The organism is Streptomyces sp. NPDC048566 (genome assembly GCF_043199735.1).
Lineage (GTDB): Bacteria > Actinomycetota > Actinomycetes > Streptomycetales > Streptomycetaceae > Streptomyces.
On the sequence record NZ_JBICWL010000004.1, the window covers coordinates 195451 to 221529 of the forward strand.

General features: G+C 68.6%; 23 protein-coding genes. 11 read left to right on the top strand and 12 right to left on the bottom strand.

All coding sequences use genetic code 11. The features are described 5' to 3' along the window. Nucleotides 1–25 precede the first annotated feature (25 nt). On the bottom strand, nt 26–1801 hold the full coding sequence (locus ACGFS9_RS09770) for a globin domain-containing protein (protein ID WP_393251846.1): 1776 nt from the start codon (nt 1799–1801) through the stop codon (nt 26–28). 735 nt (nt 1802–2536) lie between these two features. Between ACGFS9_RS09770 and ACGFS9_RS09775 the strand changes: the two genes are divergently transcribed. Further along, nucleotides 2537–3403 carry a GNAT family N-acetyltransferase gene (locus ACGFS9_RS09775; protein WP_393251847.1) on the top strand — a complete coding sequence of 289 codons (867 nt, stop codon included), beginning with the start codon at nt 2537–2539 and terminating at the stop codon, nt 3401–3403. Nucleotides 3404–3501: 98 nt separating this feature from the next. On the opposite strand, the gene ACGFS9_RS09780 is transcribed toward ACGFS9_RS09775, so the two are convergent. Together ACGFS9_RS09780 and ACGFS9_RS09785 are read right to left on the bottom strand one after the other, a co-directional pair. After that, on the bottom strand, nt 3502–3921 hold the full coding sequence (locus tag ACGFS9_RS09780) for a heme-binding protein (protein WP_393251848.1): 420 nt from the start codon (nt 3919–3921) through the stop codon (nt 3502–3504). A 100-nt stretch (nt 3922–4021) separates the two neighbouring features. Continuing rightward, entirely contained in the window at nt 4022–5230 is a 1209-nt protein-coding gene (locus ACGFS9_RS09785; protein WP_393251849.1) for an MFS transporter, read from the bottom strand. A 139-nt stretch (nt 5231–5369) separates the two neighbouring features. On the opposite strand from ACGFS9_RS09785, the gene ACGFS9_RS09790 reads away from it, so the two are divergent. Both ACGFS9_RS09790 and ACGFS9_RS09795 read left to right on the top strand, forming a co-directional pair. Next, on the top strand, nt 5370–5858 hold the full coding sequence (locus ACGFS9_RS09790; protein ID WP_393251850.1) for a MarR family winged helix-turn-helix transcriptional regulator: 489 nt from the start codon (nt 5370–5372) through the stop codon (nt 5856–5858). A 9-nt stretch (nt 5859–5867) separates the two neighbouring features. Next, entirely contained in the window at nt 5868–6320 is a 453-nt protein-coding gene (locus ACGFS9_RS09795) for a GNAT family N-acetyltransferase (protein ID WP_393251852.1), read from the top strand. Nucleotides 6321–6480: 160 nt separating this feature from the next. Here ACGFS9_RS09795 and ACGFS9_RS09800 read toward each other — a convergent pair whose 3' ends face one another. The 3 genes from ACGFS9_RS09800 to dnaB form a co-directional block, all read right to left on the bottom strand. Then, nucleotides 6481–7866, bottom strand: coding sequence for a serine hydrolase domain-containing protein (locus tag ACGFS9_RS09800; protein ID WP_393251854.1), 1386 nt, complete (start codon nt 7864–7866; stop codon nt 6481–6483). Nucleotides 7867–8076: 210 nt separating this feature from the next. Continuing rightward, the gene (locus tag ACGFS9_RS09805) at nt 8077–8979 is read right to left on the bottom strand and encodes a DUF3626 domain-containing protein (protein ID WP_393251856.1); all 903 of its coding nucleotides are present in this window, start codon (nt 8977–8979) and stop codon (nt 8077–8079) included. Nucleotides 8980–9146: 167 nt separating this feature from the next. Then, on the bottom strand, nt 9147–10622 hold the full coding sequence (gene dnaB, locus ACGFS9_RS09810) for a replicative DNA helicase (RefSeq protein WP_393251857.1): 1476 nt from the start codon (nt 10620–10622) through the stop codon (nt 9147–9149). A gap of 459 nt (nt 10623–11081) precedes the next feature. Here dnaB and ACGFS9_RS09815 point away from each other — a divergent pair, with 459 nt between their 5' ends. Next, nucleotides 11082–12419 (top strand): MATE family efflux transporter, encoded by a 1338-nt coding sequence (locus ACGFS9_RS09815; protein ID WP_393251858.1) that lies wholly within the window; start codon nt 11082–11084, stop codon nt 12417–12419. Between the two features lie 189 nt (nt 12420–12608). On the opposite strand, the gene rplI is transcribed toward ACGFS9_RS09815, so the two are convergent. The 4 genes from rplI to rpsF all read right to left on the bottom strand — a co-directional run bounded on the left by rplI (nt 12609) and on the right by rpsF (nt 14333). After that, nucleotides 12609–13055: a 50S ribosomal protein L9 gene (rplI, locus tag ACGFS9_RS09820; RefSeq protein WP_217457141.1), complete on the bottom strand. Its 447-nt coding sequence runs from the start codon at nt 13053–13055 to the stop codon at nt 12609–12611. Between the two features lie 18 nt (nt 13056–13073). After that, on the bottom strand, nt 13074–13310 hold the full coding sequence (gene rpsR / locus ACGFS9_RS09825; protein ID WP_003949403.1) for a 30S ribosomal protein S18: 237 nt from the start codon (nt 13308–13310) through the stop codon (nt 13074–13076). Nucleotides 13311–13368: 58 nt separating this feature from the next. Further along, the gene (locus tag ACGFS9_RS09830; protein WP_393251859.1) at nt 13369–13965 is read right to left on the bottom strand and encodes a single-stranded DNA-binding protein; all 597 of its coding nucleotides are present in this window, start codon (nt 13963–13965) and stop codon (nt 13369–13371) included. Nucleotides 13966–14042: 77 nt separating this feature from the next. Next, nucleotides 14043–14333, bottom strand: coding sequence for a 30S ribosomal protein S6 (rpsF, locus tag ACGFS9_RS09835; protein ID WP_005482942.1), 291 nt, complete (start codon nt 14331–14333; stop codon nt 14043–14045). Between the two features lie 288 nt (nt 14334–14621). Here rpsF and ACGFS9_RS09840 point away from each other — a divergent pair, with 288 nt between their 5' ends. The 3 genes from ACGFS9_RS09840 (at nt 14622) to ACGFS9_RS09850 (ending at nt 17379) form a co-directional block, all read left to right on the top strand. Next, nucleotides 14622–14933: a hypothetical protein gene (locus tag ACGFS9_RS09840; RefSeq protein ID WP_393251861.1), complete on the top strand. Its 312-nt coding sequence runs from the start codon at nt 14622–14624 to the stop codon at nt 14931–14933. 164 nt (nt 14934–15097) lie between these two features. Further along, the gene (gene femX / locus ACGFS9_RS09845; RefSeq protein ID WP_393251863.1) at nt 15098–16219 is read left to right on the top strand and encodes a peptidoglycan bridge formation glycyltransferase FemX; all 1122 of its coding nucleotides are present in this window, start codon (nt 15098–15100) and stop codon (nt 16217–16219) included. A 128-nt stretch (nt 16220–16347) separates the two neighbouring features. Then, entirely contained in the window at nt 16348–17379 is a 1032-nt protein-coding gene (locus ACGFS9_RS09850) for an alanine racemase (RefSeq protein WP_393251864.1), read from the top strand. A 106-nt stretch (nt 17380–17485) separates the two neighbouring features. On the opposite strand, the gene ACGFS9_RS09855 is transcribed toward ACGFS9_RS09850, so the two are convergent. Both ACGFS9_RS09855 and ACGFS9_RS09860 read right to left on the bottom strand, forming a co-directional pair. Next, nucleotides 17486–18997, bottom strand: a complete 1512-nt coding sequence (locus ACGFS9_RS09855) for a glycosyltransferase family 87 protein (protein ID WP_393251865.1) — start codon at nt 18995–18997, stop codon at nt 17486–17488. 121 nt (nt 18998–19118) lie between these two features. Beyond that, nucleotides 19119–21827, bottom strand: coding sequence for a transglycosylase domain-containing protein (locus ACGFS9_RS09860; RefSeq protein WP_393251866.1), 2709 nt, complete (start codon nt 21825–21827; stop codon nt 19119–19121). A 374-nt stretch (nt 21828–22201) separates the two neighbouring features. Between ACGFS9_RS09860 and ACGFS9_RS09865 the strand changes: the two genes are divergently transcribed. From ACGFS9_RS09865 to ACGFS9_RS09880, 4 genes are all read left to right on the top strand, one after another. Beyond that, nucleotides 22202–22885 (top strand): PadR family transcriptional regulator, encoded by a 684-nt coding sequence (locus tag ACGFS9_RS09865; RefSeq protein ID WP_393252095.1) that lies wholly within the window; start codon nt 22202–22204, stop codon nt 22883–22885. Between the two features lie 43 nt (nt 22886–22928). After that, a complete protein-coding gene (locus ACGFS9_RS09870; RefSeq protein ID WP_393251867.1) occupies nt 22929–24011 on the top strand; it encodes an inositol-3-phosphate synthase in 1083 nt (360 codons plus the stop codon). 87 nt (nt 24012–24098) lie between these two features. Beyond that, nucleotides 24099–25361 carry an MFS transporter gene (locus tag ACGFS9_RS09875; protein WP_393251868.1) on the top strand — a complete coding sequence of 421 codons (1263 nt, stop codon included), beginning with the start codon at nt 24099–24101 and terminating at the stop codon, nt 25359–25361. 99 nt (nt 25362–25460) lie between these two features. Next, a complete protein-coding gene (locus tag ACGFS9_RS09880; RefSeq protein WP_393251870.1) occupies nt 25461–25988 on the top strand; it encodes a hypothetical protein in 528 nt (175 codons plus the stop codon). The last annotated feature ends 91 nt before the right edge of the window (nt 25989–26079 follow it).

Consider the following 26079-nt stretch of genomic DNA (forward strand, 5'->3'; position numbering starts at 1 on the left):
GCCACTCGCGCCGGGCAGCGGCTCGTCAGTCCCCGGACGCGACGAGTTCGTCCACCGCGTCGTGGCGGATGCGCTCGAACGGGATACCCACGTCCCTGAGCGCGTCGACCCCGCTGCGGATCATGCCGGGCGGGCCGGACAGATAGGCGTCGTAGGCGTCCCAGGGCCCGTACCCGCGGACGACGTCGGGCAACTGCAGGTGTGCCTGCTGGTCGATGACCGGGCGTACCGCGAGCCAGGGATGGCTCTGCTGGAGGCGCAGCATCGTGTCGATGTCGTACAGGTCGTGGTCGGTGCGCGCCCCGTAGAAGACTTCGACGGGACGCCGGTGTCCGTGTTCGGCGACGTCCTCGACCAGCGCCTTGATGGGGGCGATGCCGGTGCCGCCGCCGAGGCAGAGCAGACCGCTGTCCGTCGTGTGGTCGACGGTCATCGAGCCTGACGGCGGACCGAGCCTGATCACGTCGCCCGGCCGGGCGCGGTGCACGAGCGCGTTGGAGACCCAGCCCGCCGGCACCCCTTTCACATGGAAGGTCAGCAGTCCGTCCGAGCGCGGCGCCGAGGCGAAGGAGTAGTGCCGCCACACCCGCGGCCACCAGGGCGTCTCCACGCTCGTGTACTGGCCGGCCAGGAACGGGTACGGCTGGTCGGGCCGCACGGTGATGACGGCGACGTCGGGGGTCCTCAGGTCGTGGGAGACCACTTCGGCGTACCACCAGGCGGGAGCCCGCAGTTCGTCGGCGGCCGCCGCGTCGATCATGACTTGGGAGATCGTGGTGTACGTACGGATCCAGGCGGCCTCGGTCTCCGGGTCCCAGACGGTCGACGCGTAGTGGCTGAGGGAGCCGATGAGGCACTCGCCGACGGCCGGATAGTGCTCGGGCCGGGTTCCGTACTTGCGGTGGCCCCGCCCGAGGTTCTGCAGGTACGCGACGAGGACCTCGGTGTTGTCGATGTGCTCGGCAGCGGTCAGCAGCGCCTTGAGCAGCCTGTCGCGCTGGGTGTCCATGGCGGCCGGGAACAGCGGGCGCAACTCCGGGTGGCGCACGAAGAGCAGGGCGTAGAAGTAGGAGGTGACCTTGTCGGCCACCGGCCCGACTTCGGCCATGGTCCGGCGGATCAGCACGGCGTCCGGCGAAGGCGGTCGGGCCGCGGTGGGCCGAGGAGCCGCCGCTCCGGGCCCGGGCAGGGAGGCGGATGCGGGAGAGCCGTGGAAAGGCGAGGCCGATCGGTGCGCGGGGCCGGAGGCGTCCGGGAGCCGCGGCGCCCGTCGCTCCGCCGGTTCGGAGGCGGCTCGGGGCTCCACGGCGTCGTGGGCGGGCTCCGGCTGGAGTCGCGGACCCACCGGTCCGGCGGACGGTGGGGTGCCCGCCTCCGCTTGCGAGGAGCCGGCGGGGCGCGCCGCGGACAATGCCGACTCGTGCGGCCCCAGGATGCGCTGCGGTGTTCGCTCCACCCGCGTCCTCCTCGAGGGTTCTGTGACGTCCGGTGAGAACAGCGTCTCCTCGCCGGGCGGAGACGTGGCCGTTTCGCCTCTGGATATTCGTTCCTGCACGGACGACGACGGTTCGGAGGCCACTCGCTCGGCAGTGGAGGAGGGCTGTTCGCCGGTCACTGCGGCGGACCGCCCCATCGGTCGCATCGCGGCCAGGCGAGTGCCGTCTGCCGGGGTCTGGTCGCCACCGGGAGCTTCGGGCTCCTTGCGGGGTGTGAACCAGCCGGCCCCGCCGTTGCCGCCTGGGGTGCCGTTGTCGGCCGACGTGGTGGTCGGAGCGTCCATGGTCTGCCTCGCCTCGAACATCTTTCGGTCGGTCTGCGCACCTTCACGAACGGAAGATGCCTGCTTTCCCCCGCAGACGGCTGGTTCTCTGTGCCCGTTCCGTTCCGATGACCCAATGCGGCACAGTGAAACCGGATTCCCGCCTCGTACGGACAAGTAAGGCGAGAGTGTGACATTGGCCGCAGTCCTCTGACCGCAGCATCCCACTCCAGGTCGGCGCTCGACCGCATAACGGAAAATACGGGTCTTCGATCTCTCCGTCCCGTTACGCTGCTTTGGCCTGCGTTCGCTCCACCGAATCGCACGTCCCGGTGGACCCGAACCGGAGTCGACCATACCGGCAGTGGCGCCCTGCACAAGTCTTCTCCGTCTGCATCACGGAAGAGGAGGGCCGGGGCCTCCGATTGCCTCAATTACGGTGCGCCATGCACCAATTGACGCGTGCATCGCGGATTCCTGCGGGACGGCCTCCAGCGCGAGAGCGCCACCTCAAAGATTGGTCACACAGCAAACGCGCAGCCCTCCGGGATGGAACGCAAAACGACAGTGCATGAGGCGGAGTGGGCGGTCCGACGCAGTTCATTCCCGTCCTCCCCGACTCTTCACCGAGTCGGTTCGCGATCTCCACTACTGGCGTTATGGACGGCTCGCGCGGGCGTTTCACGTGAAACGCCCGGTCGTCCCGGCGGATCCACATGAGCCGGGAGGGGAGAAAGTGGTGGACGGCGAGGCACCCTGTCGGACAGCCTGACCTCCGTGTCGATCTCGTCTCTCTCCGCGCTGCCCATCCGCCCCCTGACGCCCCGCGATCTCTCCGCGTGCGCCGATCTCTCCGAGGATCGGGGCTGGCCCCGGGAGGAGCACAAGTGGAGCCTGCTCCTCGCGGCCGGAACCGGTTTCGGTATCGACGACCCGGCCGGCGGGCTTGTCGCGGCATGCGTCGTCACGACCTATGGAACTCCCGGCCGTGTCGACCTGGGCGCCATCGGCATGGTCCTGGTCGCAGGGCGGCACGCTCGCCGGGGAGTCGGACGCCGCTTGATGCGGTACGTCATCGCCGAGATGGGCACCACACCTCTGACCCTGCACGCGACGGCGTACGGACGCCCGTTGTACGAGGAACTGGGCTTCACGGTCACCGGCCGGGCCGAGATGGTCCGGGGCGTCTTCCGCCCCGACGACACGGACTCCGAAGTCTTCACCCGTGCGGCCACGGCCGAGGACCTGCCCGCGATCCTCGGGCTCGACGCGGAGGTGTTCGGGACCGACCGGACTCACATGATCACGAGGCTGCCCGCCTTCGCCGACCAGCTGCGCGTTGCCGAGGAGCACGGCCGGATCACCGGATACGCGTCCGCCTGGCCCAATATGGACACCCACGTCGTGGGGCCGCTCGTGGCCAGGGACACCAACACGGCGAAGGCCTTGGTCACCGCTCTGGCCGCGCACACGAACGGCCCGCTGCGCACGGACGTCGACGTGCGGCACGAGGAACTGCTGGCCTGGCTGAAGGCCCGGGGGCTGGTCTCCCTGTCCTTCAACGCGGTGATGACCTACGGAGTCGCCGAGCTGCCCGGGGACTGGACGCGTCGCTTCGCCCCGCTCACGGTGGCCGCGGGCTGAGTCGCGCAGACGGCACAGAGGTACCGGTCCACCCGCGGAGAAGCGGGGGCGGGGTACCTCTGTGCGTCATGCGTCCGACGAGACAAGGTCCTGGGCCGTCATCCGAGAGAGCGGACCGCGCGGACGGCGATGTCGTGATCCTGATCGGGTGTGCCGCCACCGATTCCGATCGCACCGATCAGCCGGCCGTCACGGTGGACGGGCAGACCGCCGGCGATGAAGAGCAGAGGGCGGTCGAGGGCGGTCGCCAAGGTGTGGAAGGCGCCGCCGGGCTGTACGGCGTCGACGAGATCAGCGGTGGCCGAGTTCAGCTGGAGTGCCGTGTATGCCTTGCGGGTGCTGGTCTCCCCGGAGACGAGCACGGCTTGATCGTCACGCCGGAAGGCGAGCAGATGGCCACCGGCGTCGAGGACGGTGACGCCGACCCGCACACCGGCGGTGTCGGCGGCCCGCCGGGCGGCGGTGACCAGGGCCTCCGCGTCCTCGATGCTCAGCGGGTGGACGGCGGTGGTGTTCATGATCGGTCTCCTTGCGGGTGTTCTGACAGGGAAAGCTGAGCCGTCCCCGGGACGGCGACGACCAAGGAAGCGTGCGGCTCCTGCTGCGACGATGCGCCGTTCAGGAGTGCACAGCCGTTCGCCGGTCCGTGGGGTGAGCCCCGGCGGGGACGGTGCCGGCGGCGGGAGCGCGCCGTTCCAGTGCGGCGGAGAGGAAAGCCAGCACGAGGGCACCTCCGGCGAGAGCCGCACCGACCCCGTTGGGGGCGGTGTAGCCGAGACCGGCGGAGATGACGAGGCCTCCGAGCCAGGCGGAGAGAGCGTTGCCGAGGTTGAAGGCGCCGATGTTGACGGCCGAGGCGAGCGTGGGTGCGCCGTGCGCCTGGTCGAGGACGCGCTTCTGCAGCGGAGGAACGGTCGCGAAGCCCAGAGCGCCGATGAGGGCGATCGTCGCCGCTGCCAGGACCTTGTGGTGCGCGGTGACGGTGAACACGGCGAGGACGACGGCGAGACCGCCCAGGGACACGTACAGCATCGGCATGAGCGCCCGGTCGGCGAACCGGCCGCCGACGAGGTTGCCGCCGACCATGCCGAGGCCGAAGAGAACGAGCAGCCAGGTGACGGATCCGTCGGCGAAGCCCGCGACATTCGTCATCATGGGTGCGATGTAGGTGATCGCGGCGAAGACACCTCCGAAGCCGAGCACGGTCATCGCCATGGCGAGGAGTACCTGGGCGTTCCTGAACGCCGCCATCTCGTGGCGCAGGCGAACGCCCTCCGGCTTCGGCATGTCCGGGACCAGCCGGGCGATGCCCAGCAGCCCGACCAGGCCGAGCGCGGCGACGCCCGCGAAGGTCACCCTCCACCCCGCGGACTGGCCGATCAGCGTGCCCAGCGGGACACCGACGACGTTGGCGATCGTCAGGCCGCTGAACATCATCGCGATCGCGCCGGCCTTCTTCTCGGGAGCGACGAGTTCCGCGGCGACCACCGCACCGATGCCGAAGAAGGCACCGTGGGCGAGTGAGGCGACCAGGCGGCCGGCGAGCATCAGACCGAAGACCGGAGCGACGGCGGACAGCAGGTTCCCGAGGACGAACAGCCCCATGAGTGCCATCAGCATCCGCTTGCGGGCCACCTTCGTGCCCAGCGCCGTCATGATCGGCGCTCCGATCACCACGCCCAGCGCATAGCCGGTCACCAACAGCCCGGCGGTGGGGATGGAGACGCCGAAGTCTCCGGCGACCTCGGGTAGCACGCCCATGATGACGAACTCGGTCGTTCCTATGCCGAAGGCCCCGATCGCGAGGGCCAGAAGCGCGAGAGGCATGGTGCAGCGGACCTTTCAAGAGATTGCACGAGCGCTTACACGCAGAAACAATAGTTGCATGCGCGGGCTATGCGCAAGCGCGGTCTATTGCGGTCGTGCTCTATCCTGGACGCAACCAGGCCGGGACGGAGGAGACGCCATGACAGCCACGGACCCCGCGCTGACCGCCCTCGCTCAGGGCTGGTGCGCGCTCTCCCTGCTGCACGGGAGGATCGAGGCACACATCGAGCGGGCTCTGCAGGCCGAACACGGACTGAGCGTGCGCGAGTACTCCCTGCTCGACGTGCTCAGCCGGCAACACGACGGCGAAGGCGGCCATCTCCAGATGAAGCAGGTCGCCGATGCGGTCGTCCTCAGCCAGAGCGCCACGACCCGACTGGTCACCCGACTGGAGGACCGGGGGTTGCTCTCGCGCTATCTCTGCCCGACCGACCGCCGCGGCATCTACACCAACGTCAGCGACGCGGGCCTGGACCTGCTCGCCGCGGCACGTCCGACCAACGACACCGCCCTGCGTGAGGCGCTCGACACCGCAGCGGAGGTCCCCGAGCTGACACCGCTGGTCCGCGCCGTGGAATCCGTCGGCATCCCCGGACAACCGGTGCCGCCCGTCGGCGCGCCCTCATAGGGTGCGCTCATGTCTGATCTTGAAATACGAGCCGCTGTCACAGCCGACGTGCCCGAGATCGTCGCGATGCTGGCCGACGACCCGCTCGGTGCGCACCGGGAGTCCCCCGAGGACCTCAGCCCCTATCTGCACGCCTTGGAGCGACTGCGCGCCGATCCCCACCAACACCTCGTCGTCGCCGTCCGGAGCGATCGAGTCGTCGGAACCCTGCAACTCACGGTGATTCCCGGACTGTCCCGCAAGGGAGCGACCCGCTCCGTCATCGAGGGCGTCCGCGTACACGCCGAGGAGCGCGGCAGCGGCCTCGGTACACGGCTCATCGAGTGGGCCATCGCCGAATCCCGTCGCCTGGACTGCCAGTTGGTCCAGCTGACCTCCGACGCTTCCCGCAGCGATGCCCATCGCTTCTACGAGCGGCTCGGTTTCACGGCTTCCCACGTCGGCTTCAAGCTGCCGCTCTGAGAGTCGGGCGCTTCACCTCCGGCCTGCGCTGCCCGCTTCCCAGCGTCCGCCCGAGGTGGCTGCGTGCGGGGCCGGCCCTCTCCCCGTGCGACGCCGGCCCCCTCCCATGCGAGAGAGGCGGCTTGTTTCACGTGAAACGAGCCGCCCCTGCGCCGTGCTCCTACGCGATCCCCTGCCAACCGTCCGGATGCACTCCGCCCGGCACCGGGGCGTGCTCGTCGTACGGCTGACGCGTGAACACGAACGATCCGAGGTCCAGATGGCTCACCGAACCGTCCTCCCGCCGAACGGATCGGAGCAGTTCTCCCTCGTAGTATCCGTCGAGTCCGGTCCACGTCCCGTCATCGTTCGCCCTGAACCGGGCACCTCGACCGACGCCGGACAGGGGCCCGAGCACGAGCCCCCCGTCCGCCGGTGCACTCAGCCCGAAGGGCTGCGTACCCCAGTACCACTGGCCCACGAGCTCCAGCACCGCGGGATCGACCTCGCTCATGGGCCGCCACGGAGCGGGAATCCTCGGTTCGGCCTCCGCGACGATCCGCACCAGATCGGCGGCCACCGTGAACGTCGCCGGGCCAGAGGTGCAGTTGGCCAGCACGACGGCCGCCACGTCGTCCTCCACGCTGATCGCCAGTCCGGCGAGGAATCCCGGCAGCGAACCGGAATGCCCGACGAGGGAACGTCCACCCTGGTGCACGATCTGCAGGCCCAGACCGTAGGAGGCGCCCGCACCCCGCTCACCGAGCTCGGCGGGCGCGGCGGGTGTCCGCATCTCCCGAAGCGACTCCGCTCCCAGAACCCGGTCGTCGCCCTGGGCGAGGAACGCGGCGAAGCGCGCCAGATCTCCCGTGGTGGACCACAGCTGTCCGGCCGGGGCCATCCGCCCGAGGTCCTCCGCCGGCTCCGGCATCATCGCATCGGCCCAGGGATGGACCGCCCAGCCTCCCGCGTGCGGCGCCTGGGGCGTGACGGTCGTGCGGTGCAGGCCGAGCGGCTCCAGGACCTCACGGCGCAGCACCTCCTCCCAGGGCGCACCGCGCACCTCCTCGACGAGGGCACCGAGCAGGGTGTACCCGGGGTTGGAGTAGTGATGGCGGCGCCCGACCGGATGACACAGGGGGTGCGGGCCGAGCACATCGCCGAGTTCAGGACGCAGGGAACCAGGCGTGCGCTCCCACCACGGCGCGGGTGTCTCCGCCGCCAACCCACCGGTGTGGGCCAGGAGCTGGGCGATGGTGATCTCTCCCACCCCGGTCGACGGCACGTGCCGTTCCAGGGGGTCGCTCAGATCGAGCAGTCCCTCGTCTCTCAGCCGCAGCACCAGCACGGCCGTGAAGGTCTTGGTGATGGAGCCGATCCGGTACTGCACGTTCTCGTCCGGTGCGTGATCGTCCATCGACGTCCGCGCACCGTGCCAGACAGTGGTTCCTCCACGGACCACGGCCGCGACCAGGGACGGCGCGCGCCCGTCGCGCTGCGCGACGGCGATGCGGTGCAGCAGGGTTCGGCGTGTGGTCGCCAGCAACTCGTCCTGAGATCTCGTCATGACATCAGTCCACCCGGCCCGGCGGCGGACGTCGAATCGATAGAACTGCGACGCGCAGCTCCGGATGCCGGGCGCAGGACCTCGCCTCCTGGCAACAGACGCTGAGACTGCCGTTTCCTCTCCTCTCCCAGCCTCCCGATCGGTTGGGTCCGCTCCGTCTGTTGCTCGGGCCATCGGCCGGGCAGCCGCCGTGTGGCCGGGAACCGTGAGTCACCGGCTCCTCTGCTCCACGAGGCAGCAGGCCGGAAGCTGCTCCCCTGCCACGGCGTTCGCGCGGAGCGGGGAGCCGAAGCGGGCCAGGCAGTGCCAGACCTTCTTGAGCGCCTGTGGGTCGTAGCGGCCCGTCCGGGAGGCGTCCCCGAGGATGCGGGGATCGAGTCGCCCGCCGGCCGAGATCCGGGCGCCCAGATCGACGTACTCCTGCCCGCGGTAGTCCGGGTGGCGCCGTAGGTGGTCCGTGGTCAGCCGGAAACCTGAGTGCCACTCCAGGGCACACGGGAGTCGGCGGGCCATGGCTTCCACGGCCGTGCCGCGATAGCTGGGATCGAGGACCAGAGCCTCGACGTCGCGGTCGAACCTGACCGGCCCGTGAATCTGCGCCTCGATGTGGCCGTCCACGGCGTCAAGGCCGTCGGCCTCGGCCGGGTCGAAGAGCGAGAAACGCTGGGCGACTCCGAACGCCGAGGGGTCGGTGGAACTGTCCGGATAACAGAACGTGGCGCGCGCGAGAGTCTCGGGGGTGAGCCTCAGGTGCGCGGAGCCGAATCGAGGCGCGCCGCCGACGGCATCCCGCCGGTGGTTCAGCGCTCCGTACACGGGGCGCTCGCCCGGGGCGGCGTGGTCGTAGGCACCCCCGAAGATGCGGCTTTCCCAGCGCCACCGGTCGCCGCCCGGGTGGGCGGTCAGACCTCCGTTGCTCGTGCCGGTCACGAACTGCGACCGGTAGATTCCGGTCTCCCTCATGGCGCGCAGGATCGGCCGACCGCCCGCCACGCGGTCGGGGTGGAAGTTCATCGTCAGCCGCAGTCCGCGGTCGAGGGGTCTCCCCGAGGACAGCGCCGTGACGTGGCGCAGCGCTCTCTCCTGCGGGGCCCCGGCGGCATCGCTCCCCATGGGCGCAGTGTGCCGGAACGCCGTGCGGGACCACAGCTGGATTCAACCCGCCCGACGATCCGGCGCTTTGGCATCGGAGCAGTCCGAGGTCCTTCGGACAGACGGATGCCGCGGTTGTGTCCAGTGAAGCGACATCCGAGACCATCCGAGGCTGAACACGCCTCCCATCAGGTCTGTGCCATGTCCACGAACCGGGAGTAGTGGCCCTGGAACGCCACCGTGATCGTCGCGGTGGGGCCGTTACGGTGCTTGCCGACAATGATGTCCGCCTCGCCGGCGCGCGGTGACTCCTTCTCGTACGCGTCCTCACGGTGGAGCAGGATGACCATGTCCGCGTCCTGCTCGATCGAGCCGGACTCGCGCAGGTCGGAGACCATGGGCTTCTTGTCGGTGCGCTGCTCGGGGCCACGGTTGAGCTGCGACAGGGCGATGACCGGCAACTCCAGTTCCTTGGCGAGGAGCTTGAGGTTTCGCGACATGTCGGAGACCTCCTGCTGACGGCTCTCGGAGCGCTTGCCGCCCGACTGCATCAGCTGGAGGTAGTCGATGACGACGAGCTTGAGGTCGCTGCGCTGCTTGAGACGGCGGCACTTGGCGCGGATCTCCATCATCGACAGGTTGGGGGAGTCGTCGATGTACAGGGGCGCGGCGGATACGTCCGGCATGCGGCGGGCGAGCCGGGTCCAGTCCTCGTCGGTCATCGTGCCGGACCGCATGTGGTGCAGCGCCACACGCGCCTCGGCGGAAAGGAGGCGCATCGCGATCTCGTTGCGGCCCATTTCGAGCGAGAAGATCACGCTCGGCATGTTGTGCTTGATCGAGCAGGCGCGGGCGAAGTCCAGCGCGAGCGTCGACTTACCCATCGCGGGACGGGCCGCGATGATGATCATCTGACCAGGGTGCAGACCGTTCGTCAGGGAGTCGAGATCGGTGAAGCCGGTCGGCACGCCGGTCATCTCACCGGAGCGGGATCCGATCGCCTCGATCTCGTCGAGCGCCCCCTCCATGATGTCGCCCAGCGGCAGGTAGTCCTCCGTGGTGCGCTGCTCGGTGACGGCGTAGATCTCGGCCTGGGCGCTGTTGACGATCTCGTCCACGTCGCCGTCGGCCGCGTACCCCATCTGCGTGATGCGTGTGCCGGCCTCCACCAGGCGGCGCAGCACCGCGCGTTCGTGCACGATCTCCGCGTAGTACTCGGCGTTCGCCGCGGTCGGGACCGTCTGCACCAGGGTGTGGAGGTACGGGGCGCCGCCGACCTTGGTGATCTCGCCGCGCTTGGTGAGTTCGGCCGCGACCGTGATCGGGTCCGCGGGCTCGCCCTTCGCGTACAGGTCGAGGATCGCCCCGTAGATGGTCTCGTGCGCCGGCCGGTAGAAGTCGTGCCCCTTGAGGACCTCGACGACGTCGGCGATGGCGTCCTTCGACAGGAGCATGCCGCCCAGGACGGACTGTTCGGCGTCGAGATCCTGCGGGGGCACCCTCTCGAACGAGGAACCGCCGCTCTCCCACGAACCGTTGTCCCGATCGCGGTCGTGCTGCTCCTCGCGGCCTCCGCCGCCGCTTCCCCGCCGGCGGGACGAGGGCAGACGATCACTGGGACCACTGTCCGCCCAGGGGTCGTCCAAGGGCTCGGAAATACTCACCGAGCCACCTCCTCCCGTCCGCGGGGCGGACCTAGCCGTGCCCCTCATTTCTACGGCACGGCACTGACATCTGAGCTGCCCAACTCCGGTTCACACGCGTCGGTTTTGCGTGGATTCCGAGGACGGAGGAGAGAACGGGCGACGCACCACGTTAGGCCCGTCGGCACCGTCAGCCAATCTGGTTATCCACAGGCCATGTGGACGACGGCCCTGATGCTGTGGAGAAACCCGCAAAACCTGTGCACGATCCGGTGGACAGCCCTGTGAACAAGCCCTCACCCCATCCGGAAAACCCACGATGAGCTGCGCTTTTCGCATCCACCGGCTGTGCAGAAGAAAAACTTCGCCCTTCGGACCAAGATCGCTCCGGACCCTGCGCCGCGACACGCCGAACGGCGCTCATCGTAAGGGTCTTTCGCTGGTTGCATCTCTTACCTGTGGAAGATTACATTGGTGCGCATGACACAGGCTCCCGTGACGTCCCCGGGTGAACGGCGCCGGCACGACAGAGAGATCGTCGCGCTGGCCGTACCCGCGTTCGGCGCACTCGTCGCCGAGCCTCTCTTCGTCATGGCCGACAGTGCCATCGTCGGTCATCTGGGCACCGCTCAGCTGGCGGGCCTCGGCGTGGCCTCGGCCCTCCTGATGACCGCCGTCGGGGTCTTCGTCTTCCTTGCGTACGCCACCACGTCCGCGGTGGCGCGCAGGCTCGGCGCGGGAGACCTCCGGGCCGCGATCCGTCAGGGAATGGACGGCATCTGGCTCGCCCTGTGCATCGGGATCGCCGCCGTCGCCGTGACCCTCCCCAGCGCACCGTCCCTGATGGCCCTGTTCGGCGCCTCCGACACCGCAGCCCCGTATGCGACGACCTACCTCCGGATCTCGGCCTTCGGCATCCCCGCCATGCTGATCGTGCTGGCCGCCACCGGGGTACTGCGCGGACTCCAGGACACCCGGACTCCGCTGTACGTCGCCGTCGGCGGGTTCGCCGCCAACGCGGCGCTGAACGTGCTTCTCGTCTACGGGTTGGGCCTCGGGATCGCCGGCTCGGCCTGGGGCACGGTCATGGCCCAATGGGCCATGGCGGCGGTCTATCTCTCCGTCGTCGTGCGAGGCGCCCGGAAGCACGGTGCGTCCCTTCGACCGGACGGCCCGGGGATACGCGCCTGCGCCCAGGCTGGAGCGCCTCTCCTCGTCCGCACGCTGTCGCTGAGGGCGATCCTGCTGATCGCCACGGCGGTGGCCGCACGGCTGGGGGATGCCGAGATGGCCGCACACCAGATCATCCTGTCCCTGTGGAGCCTGCTCGCCTTCGCTCTCGACGCCATCGCCATCGCGGGTCAGGCCATCATCGGCCGCTATCTCGGAGCAGGTGACGCACGCGGCGCACGGGAGACCTGTCAGCGCATGATCCAGTGGGGCATCGCCACGGGGGTCGTCCTCGGCCTTCTGGTCATGGTCACCCGGTCCGCCTTCCTCCCCCTGTTCAGCGAGGACTCCGGAGTGCGCGATGCCGCGTTGCCGGCTCTCGTCGTCGTGGCCCTCGTCCAACCCGTCTGCGGGATCGCCTACGTGCTCGACGGGGTGCTGATGGGAGCGGGGGACGGGCCCTACCTGGCGCGGGCGATGCTGCTGACCCTCGCCGTCTTCACCCCCGTGGCGCTGCTCGTGCCGACGCTCGGCGGCGGACTGACGGCCCTCTGGGGGGCCATGGCGCTGATGATGGCCATGCGGATGCTGACGCTCTGGCTGCGCTCCCGATCGGGCCGTTGGATCGTCACGGGCGCGACACGCTGATCAACGAGCCTCTGGGCTCCGCCCCTTGGCGAGATCTCCCTCGTCGTTTCACGTGAAACGACGCACGGCGCCCGGGCGCGGAGGGCCACTGCCGACGGGCCCGACTCCGACGGCGGCACACGGAAACGCAGAAGGGCCGCACCTCCGAAGGTGCGGCCCTTCTGCACTCAGCTATGCCGAGCGCTGCACTCAGGCAGCGACAACCTCGATGTTGACCTTGGCGGCAACCTCGGGGTGCAGACGCACGGACGTCTCGTGGGCGCCCAGCGTCTTGATGGGCGAGCCCAGCTCGATGCGGCGCTTGTCGACCTCGGGGCCACCGGAGGCCTTGATCGCCGAAGCGACGTCGGCCGGGGTGACGGAACCGAAGAGACGACCGGCGTCGCCGGAGCGGACGGCCAGGCGGACCTTGACGCCTTCGAGGCGGGCCTTGATCTCGTTGGCCTGCTCGATGGTCGCGATCTCGTGGATCTTGCGAGCACGACGAATCTGCTCGACGTCCTTCTCGCCACCCTTGGTCCAGCGGATCGCGAAGTTCCGCGGGATGAGGTAGTTGCGAGCGTAGCCGTCCTTGACGTCGACGACGTCGCCCGCGGCACCGAGGCCGGAGACCTCGTGGGTGAGGATGATCTTCATTTGTCGGTCACCCTTCCCTTATCGCGCGGTGGACGTGTAGGGCAGCAGCGCCATCTCACGGCTGTTCTTCACAGCCGTGGCGACGTCACGCTGGTGCTGCGTGCAGTTGCCGGTCACGCGGCGGGCACGGATCTTGCCGCGGTCGGAAATGAACTTCCGCAGCATGTTCGTGTCCTTGTAGTCCACGTACGTGACCTTGTCCTTGCAGAATGCGCAGACCTTCTTCTTCGGCTTGCGCACAGGCGGCTTCGCCATGGTGTATCTCCTGTGTGATCAAGAAGTGGGGGTACGACCCACCCTCGGCCCCGAGGGCCTAGAAGGGGGGCTCGTCCGAGTAGCCGCCGCCGGAACCGCCGGAACCACCGGAGTTCCCGCCCCAGCCGCCACCGCCGCCGCCCTGGTTGCCACCGGCGGGAGCGCCGGTCGCCCAGGGGTCGTCGGCGGGAGCGCCGCCGCCCTGCTGGCCGCCGCCGGAGCCACCGCCCCAGCCGCCGCCCTGCTGGCCGCCGCCACCGCCGCCGCCGTAACCACCCTGGCCACCGCGACCCGTGGTCTTGGTGACCTTGGCCGTGGCGTTCTTCAGGCTGGCGCCGACTTCCTCGACGTCCAGCTCGTAGACCGTGCGCTTGACGCCCTCACGGTCCTCGTAGGACCGCTGCTTCAGCCGGCCCTGCACGACGACGCGCATGCCTCGCTGGAGCGACTCGGCGACGTTCTCCGCCGCCTGACGCCAGACCGAGCAGGTCAGGAACAGGCTCTCGCCGTCCTTCCACTCGTTGGTCTGACGGTCGAAGGTGCGGGGGGTGGACGCGACACGGAACTTCGCGACCGCCGCACCGGAAGGGGTGAAGCGCAGCTCGGGGTCGTCGACAAGATTGCCGACGACCGTGATGACGGTCTCGCCTGCCATGGGGGTACCTCTCGGCGGGTTTGCTGCTGGCTGCTGGTGCTGCTACTCGGAACCCGAGATCAGCTGAGCTGGGAGGCTCAGTGGGTCTCGGGACGGAGGACCTTGGTCCGGAGGACCGACTCGTTCAGGTTCATCTGGCGGTCGAGCTCCTTGACGACCGCAGGCTCGGCCTGCAGGTCGATGACCGAGTAGATGCCCTCGGGCTTCTTCTTGATCTCGTACGAGAGACGACGACGGCCCCAGGTGTCGACCTTCTCGACCTTTCCGTTGCCCTCGCGGACGACGGAGAGGAAGTTCTCGATCAGGGGGGCGACAGCGCGCTCCTCCAGATCGGGGTCGAGGATGACCATCACTTCGTAGTGACGCATGTGGAACCCACCTCCTTTGGACTCGGCGGCCACGGTCGTTCCGTGGCAGGAGGGTCGTGATGCGTACGCAACGGTATCGGCCGCCACTGACATTCGGGCCGCCGTCCGGAGAACCCGGACGGTGATCCCTGCCGTGACCTGGCCATGAGCCTGGGCAGACACCGGTGCAGAAGATACAGAGTACCTGCACCCCGGCTTCCGGTTGAAATCCGACCGGGTAGGGCGCCAGTCTGTACACATCGGGTGTGTACGGCGCTACGATGCGCCGCCTTCCGCAGGAGGTGCCCCATGGCACAGGCAATGCGACCCATGACCACCGGCTCACTCTTCGCCACGGACGGCAAGCCTCATCCCCTCCAGGACGCCCTGCTCGCGGTGACCCTGGTCCTCGGGACCCTGGCCTTCGTCACGTCGATGTTCCACAGCCTCCATCTCCTCAGTTCCTGGGCCGGCCTCGTCGGGATCCTCACCGGCGCCTACGGCCAGTTCATCTCCGTGACGACCCGGGAGCGGTTCGGCCTCATCCTGGGACTCGGCCTCTCGGGGGTCGGTTTCTACCTCGGCCTGGCGCACGGCGGCCTGTTCGGCGGGGTGTTCTGAGTCGAACGTCCGTTTTCCCCCGGGCCGCGGGACGCCGCGCGTCGGCTTCCCGTGGCCCGGGTTCCATACGGCCAGACGGGGCGCTCGCAGGGCGCAGTAGGCTTCGGCGCGAGAGCCGGAGCCCTTGTACCCATGGGGACACACCAGCCCGAGGAGCGCCCCTAATGAGCCTGACCCTGAGGACCATCAGCCGAGAGCAGCATCTGGCGTACATCCAGAGCCTGCCCTCGGCCAGTCACATGCAGGTCCCCGCATGGGCAGACGTGAAGGCCGAATGGCGCTCCGAGAACCTCGGGTGGTTCGACGACAGGACCGGCGAGATGGTCGGCGCCGGCCTGGTCCTCTACCGGCAGCTGCCGAAGATCAAGCGCTACCTGGCCTACCTTCCGGAGGGCCCGGTCATCAACTGGTTCGCGCCCAACCTGGACGACTGGCTGCAGCCGATGCTCGCGCACCTCAAGCACCAGGGCGCCTTCTCCGTGAAGATGGGCCCGCCCGTGATCATCCGCCGCTGGGAGGCCGCGTCCATCAAGGGCGGCATCCAGAGCCCGGACGTGAAGCGCCTGCGCGACATCGAGGCCGACTTCATCGAGCCGCGCGCCTTCGAGGTGGCCGACAAGCTGCGTCGGATGGGATGGCAGCAGGGCGAGGACGGCGGCGCCGGCTTCGGCGACGTGCAGCCCCGCTACGTCTTCCAGGTGCCGCTCGCCAACCGCTCGCTGGAAGAGGTCCACAAGAACTTCAACCAGCTCTGGCGCCGCAACATCAAGAAGGCCGACAAGGCGGGTGTCGAGGTCGTCCAGGGCGGCTACCAGGACCTGGAGGAATGGCAGCGGCTCTACGAGATCACCGCCGTTCGCGACCACTTCCGGCCCCGCCCGCTCTCGTACTTCCAGCGCATGTGGACGGCCCTCAACACCGAGGACCCCAATCGCATGCGGCTGTACTTCGCACGCCACAACGGCGTGAACCTGTCCGCGGCGACCATGCTCGTCGTGGGCGGCCACGTCTGGTACTCCTACGGCGCCTCCGACAACATCGGCCGGGAGGTACGGCCCTCGAACGCGATGCAGTGGCGCATGCTGCGCGACTCCTACGCGCTGGGGGCCACGGTCTACGACCTCCGCGGCATCTCCGACTCGCTGGACGAGACCGACCACCTCTTCGGACTCATCCAGTTCAAGGTGGGCACGGGCGGCGAGGCCGCCGAGTATCTGGGCGAGTGGGACTTCCCGCTCAACAAGCTGCTCCACAAGGCGCTCGACATCTACATGTCGCGTCGCTGAACCGGGCCCGGGCGGGTGTCGGACGGCCGTTCCGGCCCGGCGCCTCCCCATCGGCCCGACGCATACGCGACAATTTCCTTTCGTACCTCTGATACACGGCAGCCACGAGAAAGGTTCCGGGACCGGCCATGGCGCTCACGCTCTACGTCGACACCGCGCGCTGGCGGGCACACCACAAGCAGGTGTCCGAGCAGTTCCCGGGGCTCGTCCCCGTCTGCAAGGGCAACGGCTACGGCTTCGGCCACGAACGGCTCGCGGACGAGGCCACCCGCATGGGCTCGGACATCCTCGCCGTGGGCACCACGTACGAGGCCGCCCGGATCAAGGACTGGTTCGGCGGGGACCTCCTGGTCCTGACGCCGTTCAGGCGGGGCGAGGAGCCCGTGCCGCTGCCCGACCGGGTGATCCGCTCGGTGTCGTCCATCGACGGCGTGTACGGCCTCGTGGGCGCCCGTGTGGTCATCGAGGTGATGTCCTCGATGAAGCGGCACGGTGTGAGCGAGCAGGATCTGCCGCACCTGCACGCCGCCATCGAGAACGTTCGGCTGGAGGGTTTCGCGATCCATCTGCCGCTGGACCGCACGGACGGCTCGGACGCGGTCGAGGAGGTCATCGGCTGGATGGACCGGCTGCGTGCGGCCCGCCTGCCGCTGCACACGATGTTCGTGAGCCACCTCAAGGCCGACGAACTCGCCCGGCTCCAGCAGCAGTTCCCGCAGACGCGTTTCCGCGCCCGGATCGGCACCCGTCTGTGGCTCGGCGACCACGAGGCCACCGAGTACCGCGGAGCCGTCCTGGACGTCACACGCGTCGTCAAGGGCGACCGCTTCGGCTACCGGCAGCAGAAGGCGGCCTCGGACGGCTGGCTCGTGGTCGTGGCGGGCGGTACGTCCCACGGGGTGGGGCTGGAGGCCCCCAAGGCGCTGCACGGCGTCATGCCGCGCGCCAAGGGTGTCGCCCGGGCCGGCCTCGCCACCGTGAACCGGAACCTGTCGCCGTTCGTATGGGCGGGCAAGCAGCGCTGGTTCGCGGAGCCCCCGCACATGCAGGTGTCGATCCTCTTCGTGCCGGCCGACGCAGCCGAGCCGAAGGTCGGCGACGAGTTGGTGGCGCATCTGCGGCACACCACCACGCAGTTCGACCGGGTCGTCGAGCACTGACGGTCCGGGACCGACCTCGGTTCCAGACCGGCTCCTCCATAGGCGAAAGGCCGTACACGCTCTCCGTGTACGGCCTTTCGCCTATGGAGCACCCTGAGGTGTTCGCTCAGAGTGAACCCTCGTCGGACACCGTGCGGGCGCCGCCCCACTCCACCGGAGGCTGTCCCTCGACGAGGTGCGCCGCGTGCCGGGGTGGATGAGCCGCCGCGCCGAGGACGAAGACGTCCTCGGCGCCGTCGAGGATCCCGCCCGAGGGATCGTCGTCGCCGGCCCGCCGCACCACGTCCCGTTCGGGCAGGAGGATGTCCCGGAGGACCACCGCGCAGAGGTAGAGCGTGCCCAACAGGTGCACGGCGATGGCGACCTGGTAACCGTCGGTCGGCAGACCCTTGTGAGCGTCTCCGCTGGTCGTGTACGCGAGGTACATCCAGATCCCCAGGAAGTACGCGACCTCGCAGGCCTGCCAGATGAGGAAGTCCCGCCACCGAGGCCGGGCCAGCGCGGCGAGCGGAACGAGCCAGAGGACGTACTGCGGCGAGTACACCTTGTTGGTCAGGATGAAGGCCGCGACGATCAGGAACGCGAGCTGGGCGAAGCGCGGGCGCCGGGGTGCGGTCAGCGTGACGGCGCTCAGGCCGGCGCACAGGAGCAGCATCATGACCAGCGCCCACGCGTTGGCCGTGTCGGGCGTGATCGTGATCTTCAGCCACTGCGAGACGAACAGGAAGACCGAGCCGAAGTCGACACCTCGCTCCTGGCTGAAGGTGTAGAACTTCGACCATCCTTCGGGCGCGAAGTACATCACCGGCAGGTTCACCACGAGCCAGGCGCCGACCGTCCCGAGAAGTGCCGTCCCGAACTCACGCCACTTGCCGGCCCGCCAGCACAGCAGGAAGAGCGGCCCCAGCACCAGGAACGGGTAGAACTTGGCCGCCGTGGCGAGCCCGACCAGGATGCCGAAGGCCAGCACGCGGCCCCGTGACCACATCAGCATCGCGGCGGCCAGGAGCGCCACGGCGAGCAGATCCCAGTTGATGGTGGCCGTGAGCGCGAAAGCAGGCGCCAGGGCCACCAGGAGGCCGTCCCAGGGGCGCCGGCGGTGGATGCGGGCCGTGCACACGGCGATGACCGCCGCGCAGGCCATCAGCATCCCCGCATTGACCATCCAGTAGATCTGTTCCTGGTCCTGGATACTCCCCCCGCCCGGGGTCAGCCAGGCCGCGACCTCCATGAAGAGGCCGGTGAGCACCGGGTACTCCAGGTAGTCCATGTCGCCGGGGAGCTTGTCGAAGTACGGCACGAGCCCATCCGCGAACCCGCGCCCCTGATAGAGGTGCGGGATGTCCGAATAGCACGCGTGCGTGTACTGCGAACTGGCCCCGAAGAACCAGCCTCCGTCGTAGCAGGGCAGCTTCTGGACCAGGCCGAGGGCGAACATGCCGATCGCGACCAGTGCGACGACCCGCACGGGTGTCCACCACGACGTCCCGAGCAGGGCGCGCCGCCCGACGGGGCCACCGATCAGCTCACTCCCGCGGCGGGCCACCTCGTCGTCCTTGGTCGGCCGCACCAGCTCCGGCTCGTGCGCGCTCGCGCGCGTCGTCTCTGCACTGGGCATGCCGCACATCCTGCCGTACGGGCCCGGTCATGCGCTGAGGGCCGCCGCACCTGTCCGGTGCGGCGGCCCTCGTTTCACGTGGAACGGTGTGTTTCACGTGAAACACACACAGTGACAGGACTTAGTTGGCACCGCCCAGGAAGCCACCGTTGCCGTTGCCGTTGCCTCTGGTGGTTCCGTCGGTTGCCGTCGCCGTCGGCGATGACGTGACGCCCCCGTCGGTTCCTCCGTTGCCCGTGCCGCCGGTGTCCGTGCCACCGGTGTTGTTGCAGGTCCAGTCGAACTTGCCGCAGGTCTCACTCGCCGAGGGCGAGGGCGACTCCAGGGTCTCGCTGGGCGTGGGTGTGGGGGTGGGGCTGGGGGATTCGCTCTTGGTCACCGTGGGGGTCGGAGTCGGGCTCGGAGTGTCGTTGAGCACCGTTCCGATCTCCTCCGGCTTGGGGAAGGCCTCCGCCTTCGTACCCTTGAGAGCAACCTCCATGTAGTCCCGCCAGATCTGCGACGGGAACGAGGCACCGTGGATGGTCTTCTCGCCACCCGTGCCGTACATCTGCAGGAACTTGCGATTCTTGTTCTTCTCGTTGTCGTCCAGGCGGTACATGCCGATGGCCGTGGACAGCTGCGGGGTGTACCCGACGAACCAGGCGGACTTGTTGCCGTCCGTCGTACCGGTCTTGCCGGCCACCTCGCGGCCCTTCAGCTGGGCGTTGGTACCGGTTCCCCTGTCGACCACGGTCTTCAGGACGTCCGTGACGTTGTCGGCGACCTTCGACGTGAAGGCCTCCTGGGTCTTCGCCACGTCCTCGTGCTGGAAGACGTTGCCGTCCTTGTTCGTGATCTTCTCGACCGAGTACGGGTCGCGTTGCTTGCCGCTCGCGGCGAAGGTGGCGTAGGCACCCGCCATACGGATGGCACTCGGGGACGAGGTGCCCAGCGAGAACGAGGGGAACCGGGAGCTGGCGAGGCTGGACTCCTTGATACCGGAGGCCAGGACGGCTTCCTTCACCTTGTCCAGGCCGACGTCCATGCCGAGCTGCACATAGGCGGAGTTGACGGACTCCCGCATCGCCTCACGCAGGTCGATCTTGTAGCTGGGCGGGTTGTAGGACTGCTGGCCGTCGTTCTGCTGCAGCCACTCGTTGCCCTTGTCGTCCTTCCAGTCGGTCCCCGTGTAGTCCTTGATCTTCAGCTTGTTCTTGCCGCTGTACAGGCTCTTCGGGGAGACGATGGTGCGTTCGTCCTGTGCCTGGTTCTCGGGCCCGTCCGGGTTTCTGGCTCCCCAGGACATGGCCGCCGCCAGGACGAAGGGCTTGAACGTGGAGCCCACCTGGGCGCCGGTCTGGTCGGCGTTGTCGGTGAAGTGCTTCGTCGCGTCCGCACCGCCGTAGATGGCTTCGATCGCCCCGCTGGCGGGATTGATCGACGCGCCACCGAACTGGACGTACTTGTCCGTCTTCGGGCGCACATCGGGCTTGATGTTCGCCTTCCGCACCTTCTTCACCGAGGCTTCCAGAGCATCGACCTTCTTCTTGTCGAAGGTCGTGTGGATCTCGTAGCCGCCCTGCCGCAGCTTGGACTCGGTGATCCCGGTCTTCGCGCTGTTCTGCAGGATGTACGAGTTCGCCAGGTCGACCAGATACCCGATCTGACCGCCCAGGGCGGCGTTGGACCGAGGACTCTGGGGCTCGGGGAACTTGGTGTACTTGCCGCGCACCGCCTCCGGCAGACGCCCGTCCTTGACCTCTTCGTCGAGGATCCACCTCCAGCGGTCCTCGACACGCTTGCGGTTGGCCTGAGGAGTGGCGGCGGGGTCGATCGACACGGCGCCGGCCGGGTCGTAGTACGTGGCGCCCTTGAGCACGGCGGCCAGGAACGCGCACTGACTGGGGTCGAGTTCCTTGGCGTCCTCGTTGTAGTAGGCCCGCGCGGCGGCCTGGATCCCGTAGGCGTTCCGCCCGTAGTAGGCCGAGTTCAGGTAGCCGGCCATGATGTCTTCCTTCGGCACCGAGGCGCCGACCTTGACGGAGACGAACAGCTCCTTGAACTTGCGGGAGATCGTCTGCGACTGGTCGTCCAGCATCGCGTTCTTCACGTACTGCTGGGTGATCGTCGAGCCACCCTGGGTCTGGCCGCCCTTCGCCATGTTGACGAAGGCACGGGCGATGCCCATCGGGTCGACACCGCTGTCGGATTCGAAGGTCTTGTTCTCGGCCGACATGACCGCGAAGCGCATCTCCTTGGGGATCTGCGCGTAGCTGATGATCTGGCGGTTCGTCTCACCGCCGGTCGCGACCATCTGGGTGTCGTCGGCCCAGTAGTAGACGTTGTTCTGGGCCGTCGCGGTCTTGGCCTCGTCCGGGACGCCCACCAGGGCGTAGGCCACACCCGCCACGGCGATGAGACTGCCGCAGAAGCCGAGGAAGAGTCCTGTGACGAGCTTCCAGGAGGGCACCCAGCGCGCCGCGCCGTACTTGCCGGCGCGGGGGTAGTCGACGATGCGCTTCCTGGAGGGCTCGGGACGTCCGCGGCCCCGGCCCGGCCCACTGGACCCGGGCGGGCCACCACGCGCGCCGCCCCCTCCTCCGGGGCCACCGCGCCCCGCGCCATCGGCGGCTCGACGCCTGCCGCCGCCTCTCTGGGCGGCTCGGCGAGCCTCGGCACGGGTGCCGTACTGGCGCTCCTCACCCCCCGTGTCGTAGGAGTCGGAAGGAGACCCGGTGGCGCCTCGCGGTGCCGCGCTGCGGCCTGCGGACGGGTCGGGCTGACCGCGTCGGGCCGCGGCACGTCCGCCGCCCTGCGGCTGCGACGGTTTGCGACGGTGCTCGCTCATCGAACGATTACTCCTCGGGCAGGCGCACCTTTGCGCGCCTGGAAACGGCGGCTGGTTTCCGGTCCCCCCGAAGTACGGATGCGGCCGATCCCGCATTCACCCGTACTGCACCGAAGACGATGACGTCCTCGGTCGTCACTCGGTTCCCGGTGGTGTGCATGCCGCACAGACTACGCACCGGCAAAACCCGTCTAGCACCGAAGTTCACCCCAAATCAGGCAACTTGCTTCGTATGAATCGGTGATGTGACGCCGTTCACCATGGCCCCTCTTGTCGCATCCGCAGAGGCGTTCTATCGTGCTGATGTATCGAGTCGATACATCAGCACGACATAAGTGCCGTGCCGACGAGGCAGCGACAGGGAGGAGGCGACGATGAGCCGGCGTGCCGGGATCCTCGAGTTCGCCGTACTCGGCCTGCTCCGCGAGTCCCCGATGCACGGCTACGAGCTGCGCAAACGACTCAACACGTCACTGGGCGTCTTCCGTGCCTTCAGCTACGGGACGCTCTACCCCTGCCTCAAGACGCTGGTCGCCAACGGCTGGTTGATCGAGGAAGCCGGGTCCACACCGGAAGACGCGCTCACGGCATCGCTCGCGGGACGTCGCGCCAAGATCGTCTATCGATTGACGGCTGAAGGTAAGGACCACTTCGAGGAACTTCTCGCGCAGACCGGTCCCGACGCGTACGAGGACGAGCACTTCGCCGCTCGCTTCGCCTTCTTCGGGCAGACGTCACGCGACGTGCGCATGCGCGTGCTGGAAGGTCGCCGCAGCCGTCTTGAGGAGCGCCTCGAGAAGATGCGCGCCTCACTGGCGCGCACCCGGGAGCGCCTCGACGACTACACGCTTGAGCTCCAGCGCCACGGAATGGAGTCCGTGGAGCGCGAAGTGCGCTGGCTGAACGAGCTCATCGAGAGCGAGCGGGCCGGACGGGACATCAAGACTTCCGCCTCCGAAGGCTCCGCTCAGCAGGACAACACATCTGGAGAGACGGGCGGCCTGCCCCGGCACCGGGACAGCACCCGGCCGGATCCGTCCGACGACACCGCCATGTGAGACCCGTTCGGGGTTTCACCGATACACACAGGGAGCAACCGGAATGGGTTCGGTTCGCGTAGCCATCGTCGGCGTGGGCAACTGCGCCGCCTCGCTGGTTCAGGGCGTCGAGTACTACAAGGACGCCGACCCGGCGACCAAGGTCCCCGGCCTGATGCACGTTCAGTTCGGCGACTACCACGTCGGTGACGTCGACTTCGTCGCCGCGTTCGACGTCGACGCGAAGAAGGTCGGCCTCGACCTCTCCGACGCCATCGGTGCCAGCGAGAACAACACCATCAAGATCTGCGACGTCCCGAACAAGGGCGTCACGGTCCAGCGCGGTCACACCCTGGACGGTCTCGGTAAGTACTACCGCATGACCATCGAGGAGTCCGCCGAGGCGCCGGTCGACGTCGTCCAGGTCCTCAAGGACAAGCAGGTCGACGTCCTGGTCTGCTACCTGCCCGTCGGTTCCGAGGACGCGGCGAAGTTCTACGCCCAGTGCGCCATCGACGCCAAGGTCGCCTTCGTCAACGCCCTCCCGGTCTTCATCGCCGGCACCAAGGAGTGGGCGGACAAGTTCACCGAGGCCGGTGTCCCGATCGTCGGCGACGACATCAAGTCGCAGGTCGGCGCCACCATCACGCACCGCGTGATGGCGAAGCTGTTCGAGGACCGCGGTGTCCGTCTCGAGCGCACCATGCAGCTCAACGTCGGCGGCAACATGGACTTCAAGAACATGCTGGAGCGCGACCGGCTCGAGTCCAAGAAGATCTCGAAGACCCAGGCCGTCACCTCGCAGATCCCGGACCGCGAGCTGGGCGAGAAGAACGTCCACATCGGTCCCTCGGACTACGTGGCGTGGCTCGACGACCGCAAGTGGGCGTACGTCCGCCTCGAGGGCCGTGCCTTCGGCGACGTCCCGCTGAACCTCGAGTACAAGCTCGAAGTCTGGGACTCCCCGAACTCCGCCGGTGTCATCATCGACGCCCTGCGCGCCGCGAAGATCGCCAAGGACCGCGGCATCGGTGGTCCGATCCTCTCCGCGTCGAGCTACTTCATGAAGTCGCCGCCGGTCCAGTACTTCGACGACGAGGCCTACGCCAACGTCGAGAAGTTCATCAAGGGCGAGGTCGAGCGCTAAGCGCTGGAGCACAGTGTCGCGTGCTTGCCGTCGAAGGTCCCCGGGCGCTCCGCCCGGGGACCTTCGACGTATGTGAGGCTGTGCCCCATGGCTGTCGTGCGTGACCTGCGCGTCCTCCTGCGCTTCCAGGGGTTCCGGCGCCTGCTCGGCGTACGGCTGCTGTCGCAGGGCGCCGACGGCGTCTTCCAGGTCGCGCTGGCGACCTACGTCGTCTTCTCCCCGGAGAAGCAGACCTCGGCCGCCTCCATCGCCTCCGCGATGGCCGTCCTGCTGCTGCCCTACTCCCTGATCGGTCCCTTCGCCGGTGTCCTGCTGGACCGGTGGCGACGGCGACAGGTGTTCCTGTACGGCAATCTCCTGCGGGCGGGGCTCGCGTGCGTGACCGCCGTCCTGATGCTCGGCAACGTGCCCGCCTGGCTGTTCTACGTCTCCGCGCTCTGCGTCACCGCGGTCAACCGCTTCGTCCTGGCCGGGCTCTCCGCCGCGCTGCCTCGTGTCGTCGACGCGGAGCGTCTCGTGCTGGCCAATTCCGTGTCCCCCACCGCGGGCACCCTGGCCGCGACCACGGGCGGAGGAGTCGCGTTCGCCGTGCGCCTGCTCGGGGCGGACAGTGACGCAGCGGTGGTCCTCGTCGGAGCGGGCGTCTATCTCTGCGCGGCCCTCGCTGCCGCACGCATCGCGGCGGACCTCCTCGGACCTGATCGGGCGGAGGTTCACCCTCGTCTCGGCGAGGCCCTCACCGGTATCGCCCGGGGCCTCGGCGCCGGCGTGCGCCATCTCGCCCAGCCGCCGCGGCGACCGGCGGCCTGGGCACTGACGGCGATGACGCTGATGCGCTTCTGCTACGGAGCGCTGACCGTCATGCTGCTGATGCTCTGCCGCTACGCGTGGACGTCCGGATCGGATGACGGGCTCGCTCTCCTGGGTCTTGCCGTGGGGGTGTCGGGGGCAGGCTTCTTCGTCGCAGCCCTGGTCACCCCCTGGGCGGCCGGGCGGCTGGGCCCCGGCCGCTGGATCGCCGTCTGCGCCGGTGCCGCCGCGCTCCTCGAACCCGCACTCTGCCTTCCCTTCACGCCCGCGCCGATGCTGGTCGCCGCGTTCTTCCTGGGTGTGACCACGCAAGGAGCGAAGATCGCCACGGACACCGTCGTGCAGTCCACGGTCGAGGACGGTTTCCGGGGCCGGATCTTCTCCGTGTACGACGTGCTGTTCAATGTCGCCTTCGTGGGCGCGGCCGGAGTGGCGGCGCTGATCCTTCCCTCCGACGGCCGGTCGGTGGCCCTGGTCGTGACGGTGGCCGTCACCTACGCGGCCGTAGCTGCCGCTATGGCCCGCTTTGAGCGCCGATAAGTGTCACATCAGTGCCACAGTGCCGGTCTCGGCGGCCGCACTGTCACAGGCGCCGGATAACTTACGTGCGTCTTATGCGCAGCGCGCGCCTACGCTCCAATGGGGGGACTTCCCGTGACCACACCGCCACCTCAGGGCCAGAACCCGTTCGCCCAGGGCCAGCAGCCCTACGGCCCTCCGCCCCAGGGGCAGAACCCGTACGCGCAGCAGCCGCCGCAGGGCTATCCGCAGCAGCCGGGCCAGCCCGGCTTCCCTCCGCAGCAGGCACCCGGTTTCGCTCCGGCCCCGGCACAGCGGCCGAAGCGCGGCATCAAGCCCTACCTCCGCCTCATAGTGGGCGTCGTGATCGCCGTCATCGCCCTGGGCGGGTACCTGGTGAACAAGGATGGCGAGGATGCCAAGAAGCTCGCCGTCGGCGACTGCCTGTACAACAAGGGCAGCGAGAACGACCCGGACGTCATTCAGGTGGACTGCACCGACTCCAAGGCCACGCACAAGGTCCTGAAGAAGGCGGACGGGGCCGCTGTCCCGCAGTTGACGTGCCAGAGCGTCACAGGAACCACCGCGACGCTGACGTGGAAGGAAACGGGCGATTCCTTCACGCTCTGCCTGGGGGACAACAAGTAGTCCGCGGAAACCCAACGCGGAGGGGCGGTGTTTCACGTGAAACACCGCCCCCCCCCCGAGGCGGTGGCCGTTTTTTAACAGTCACCAACCG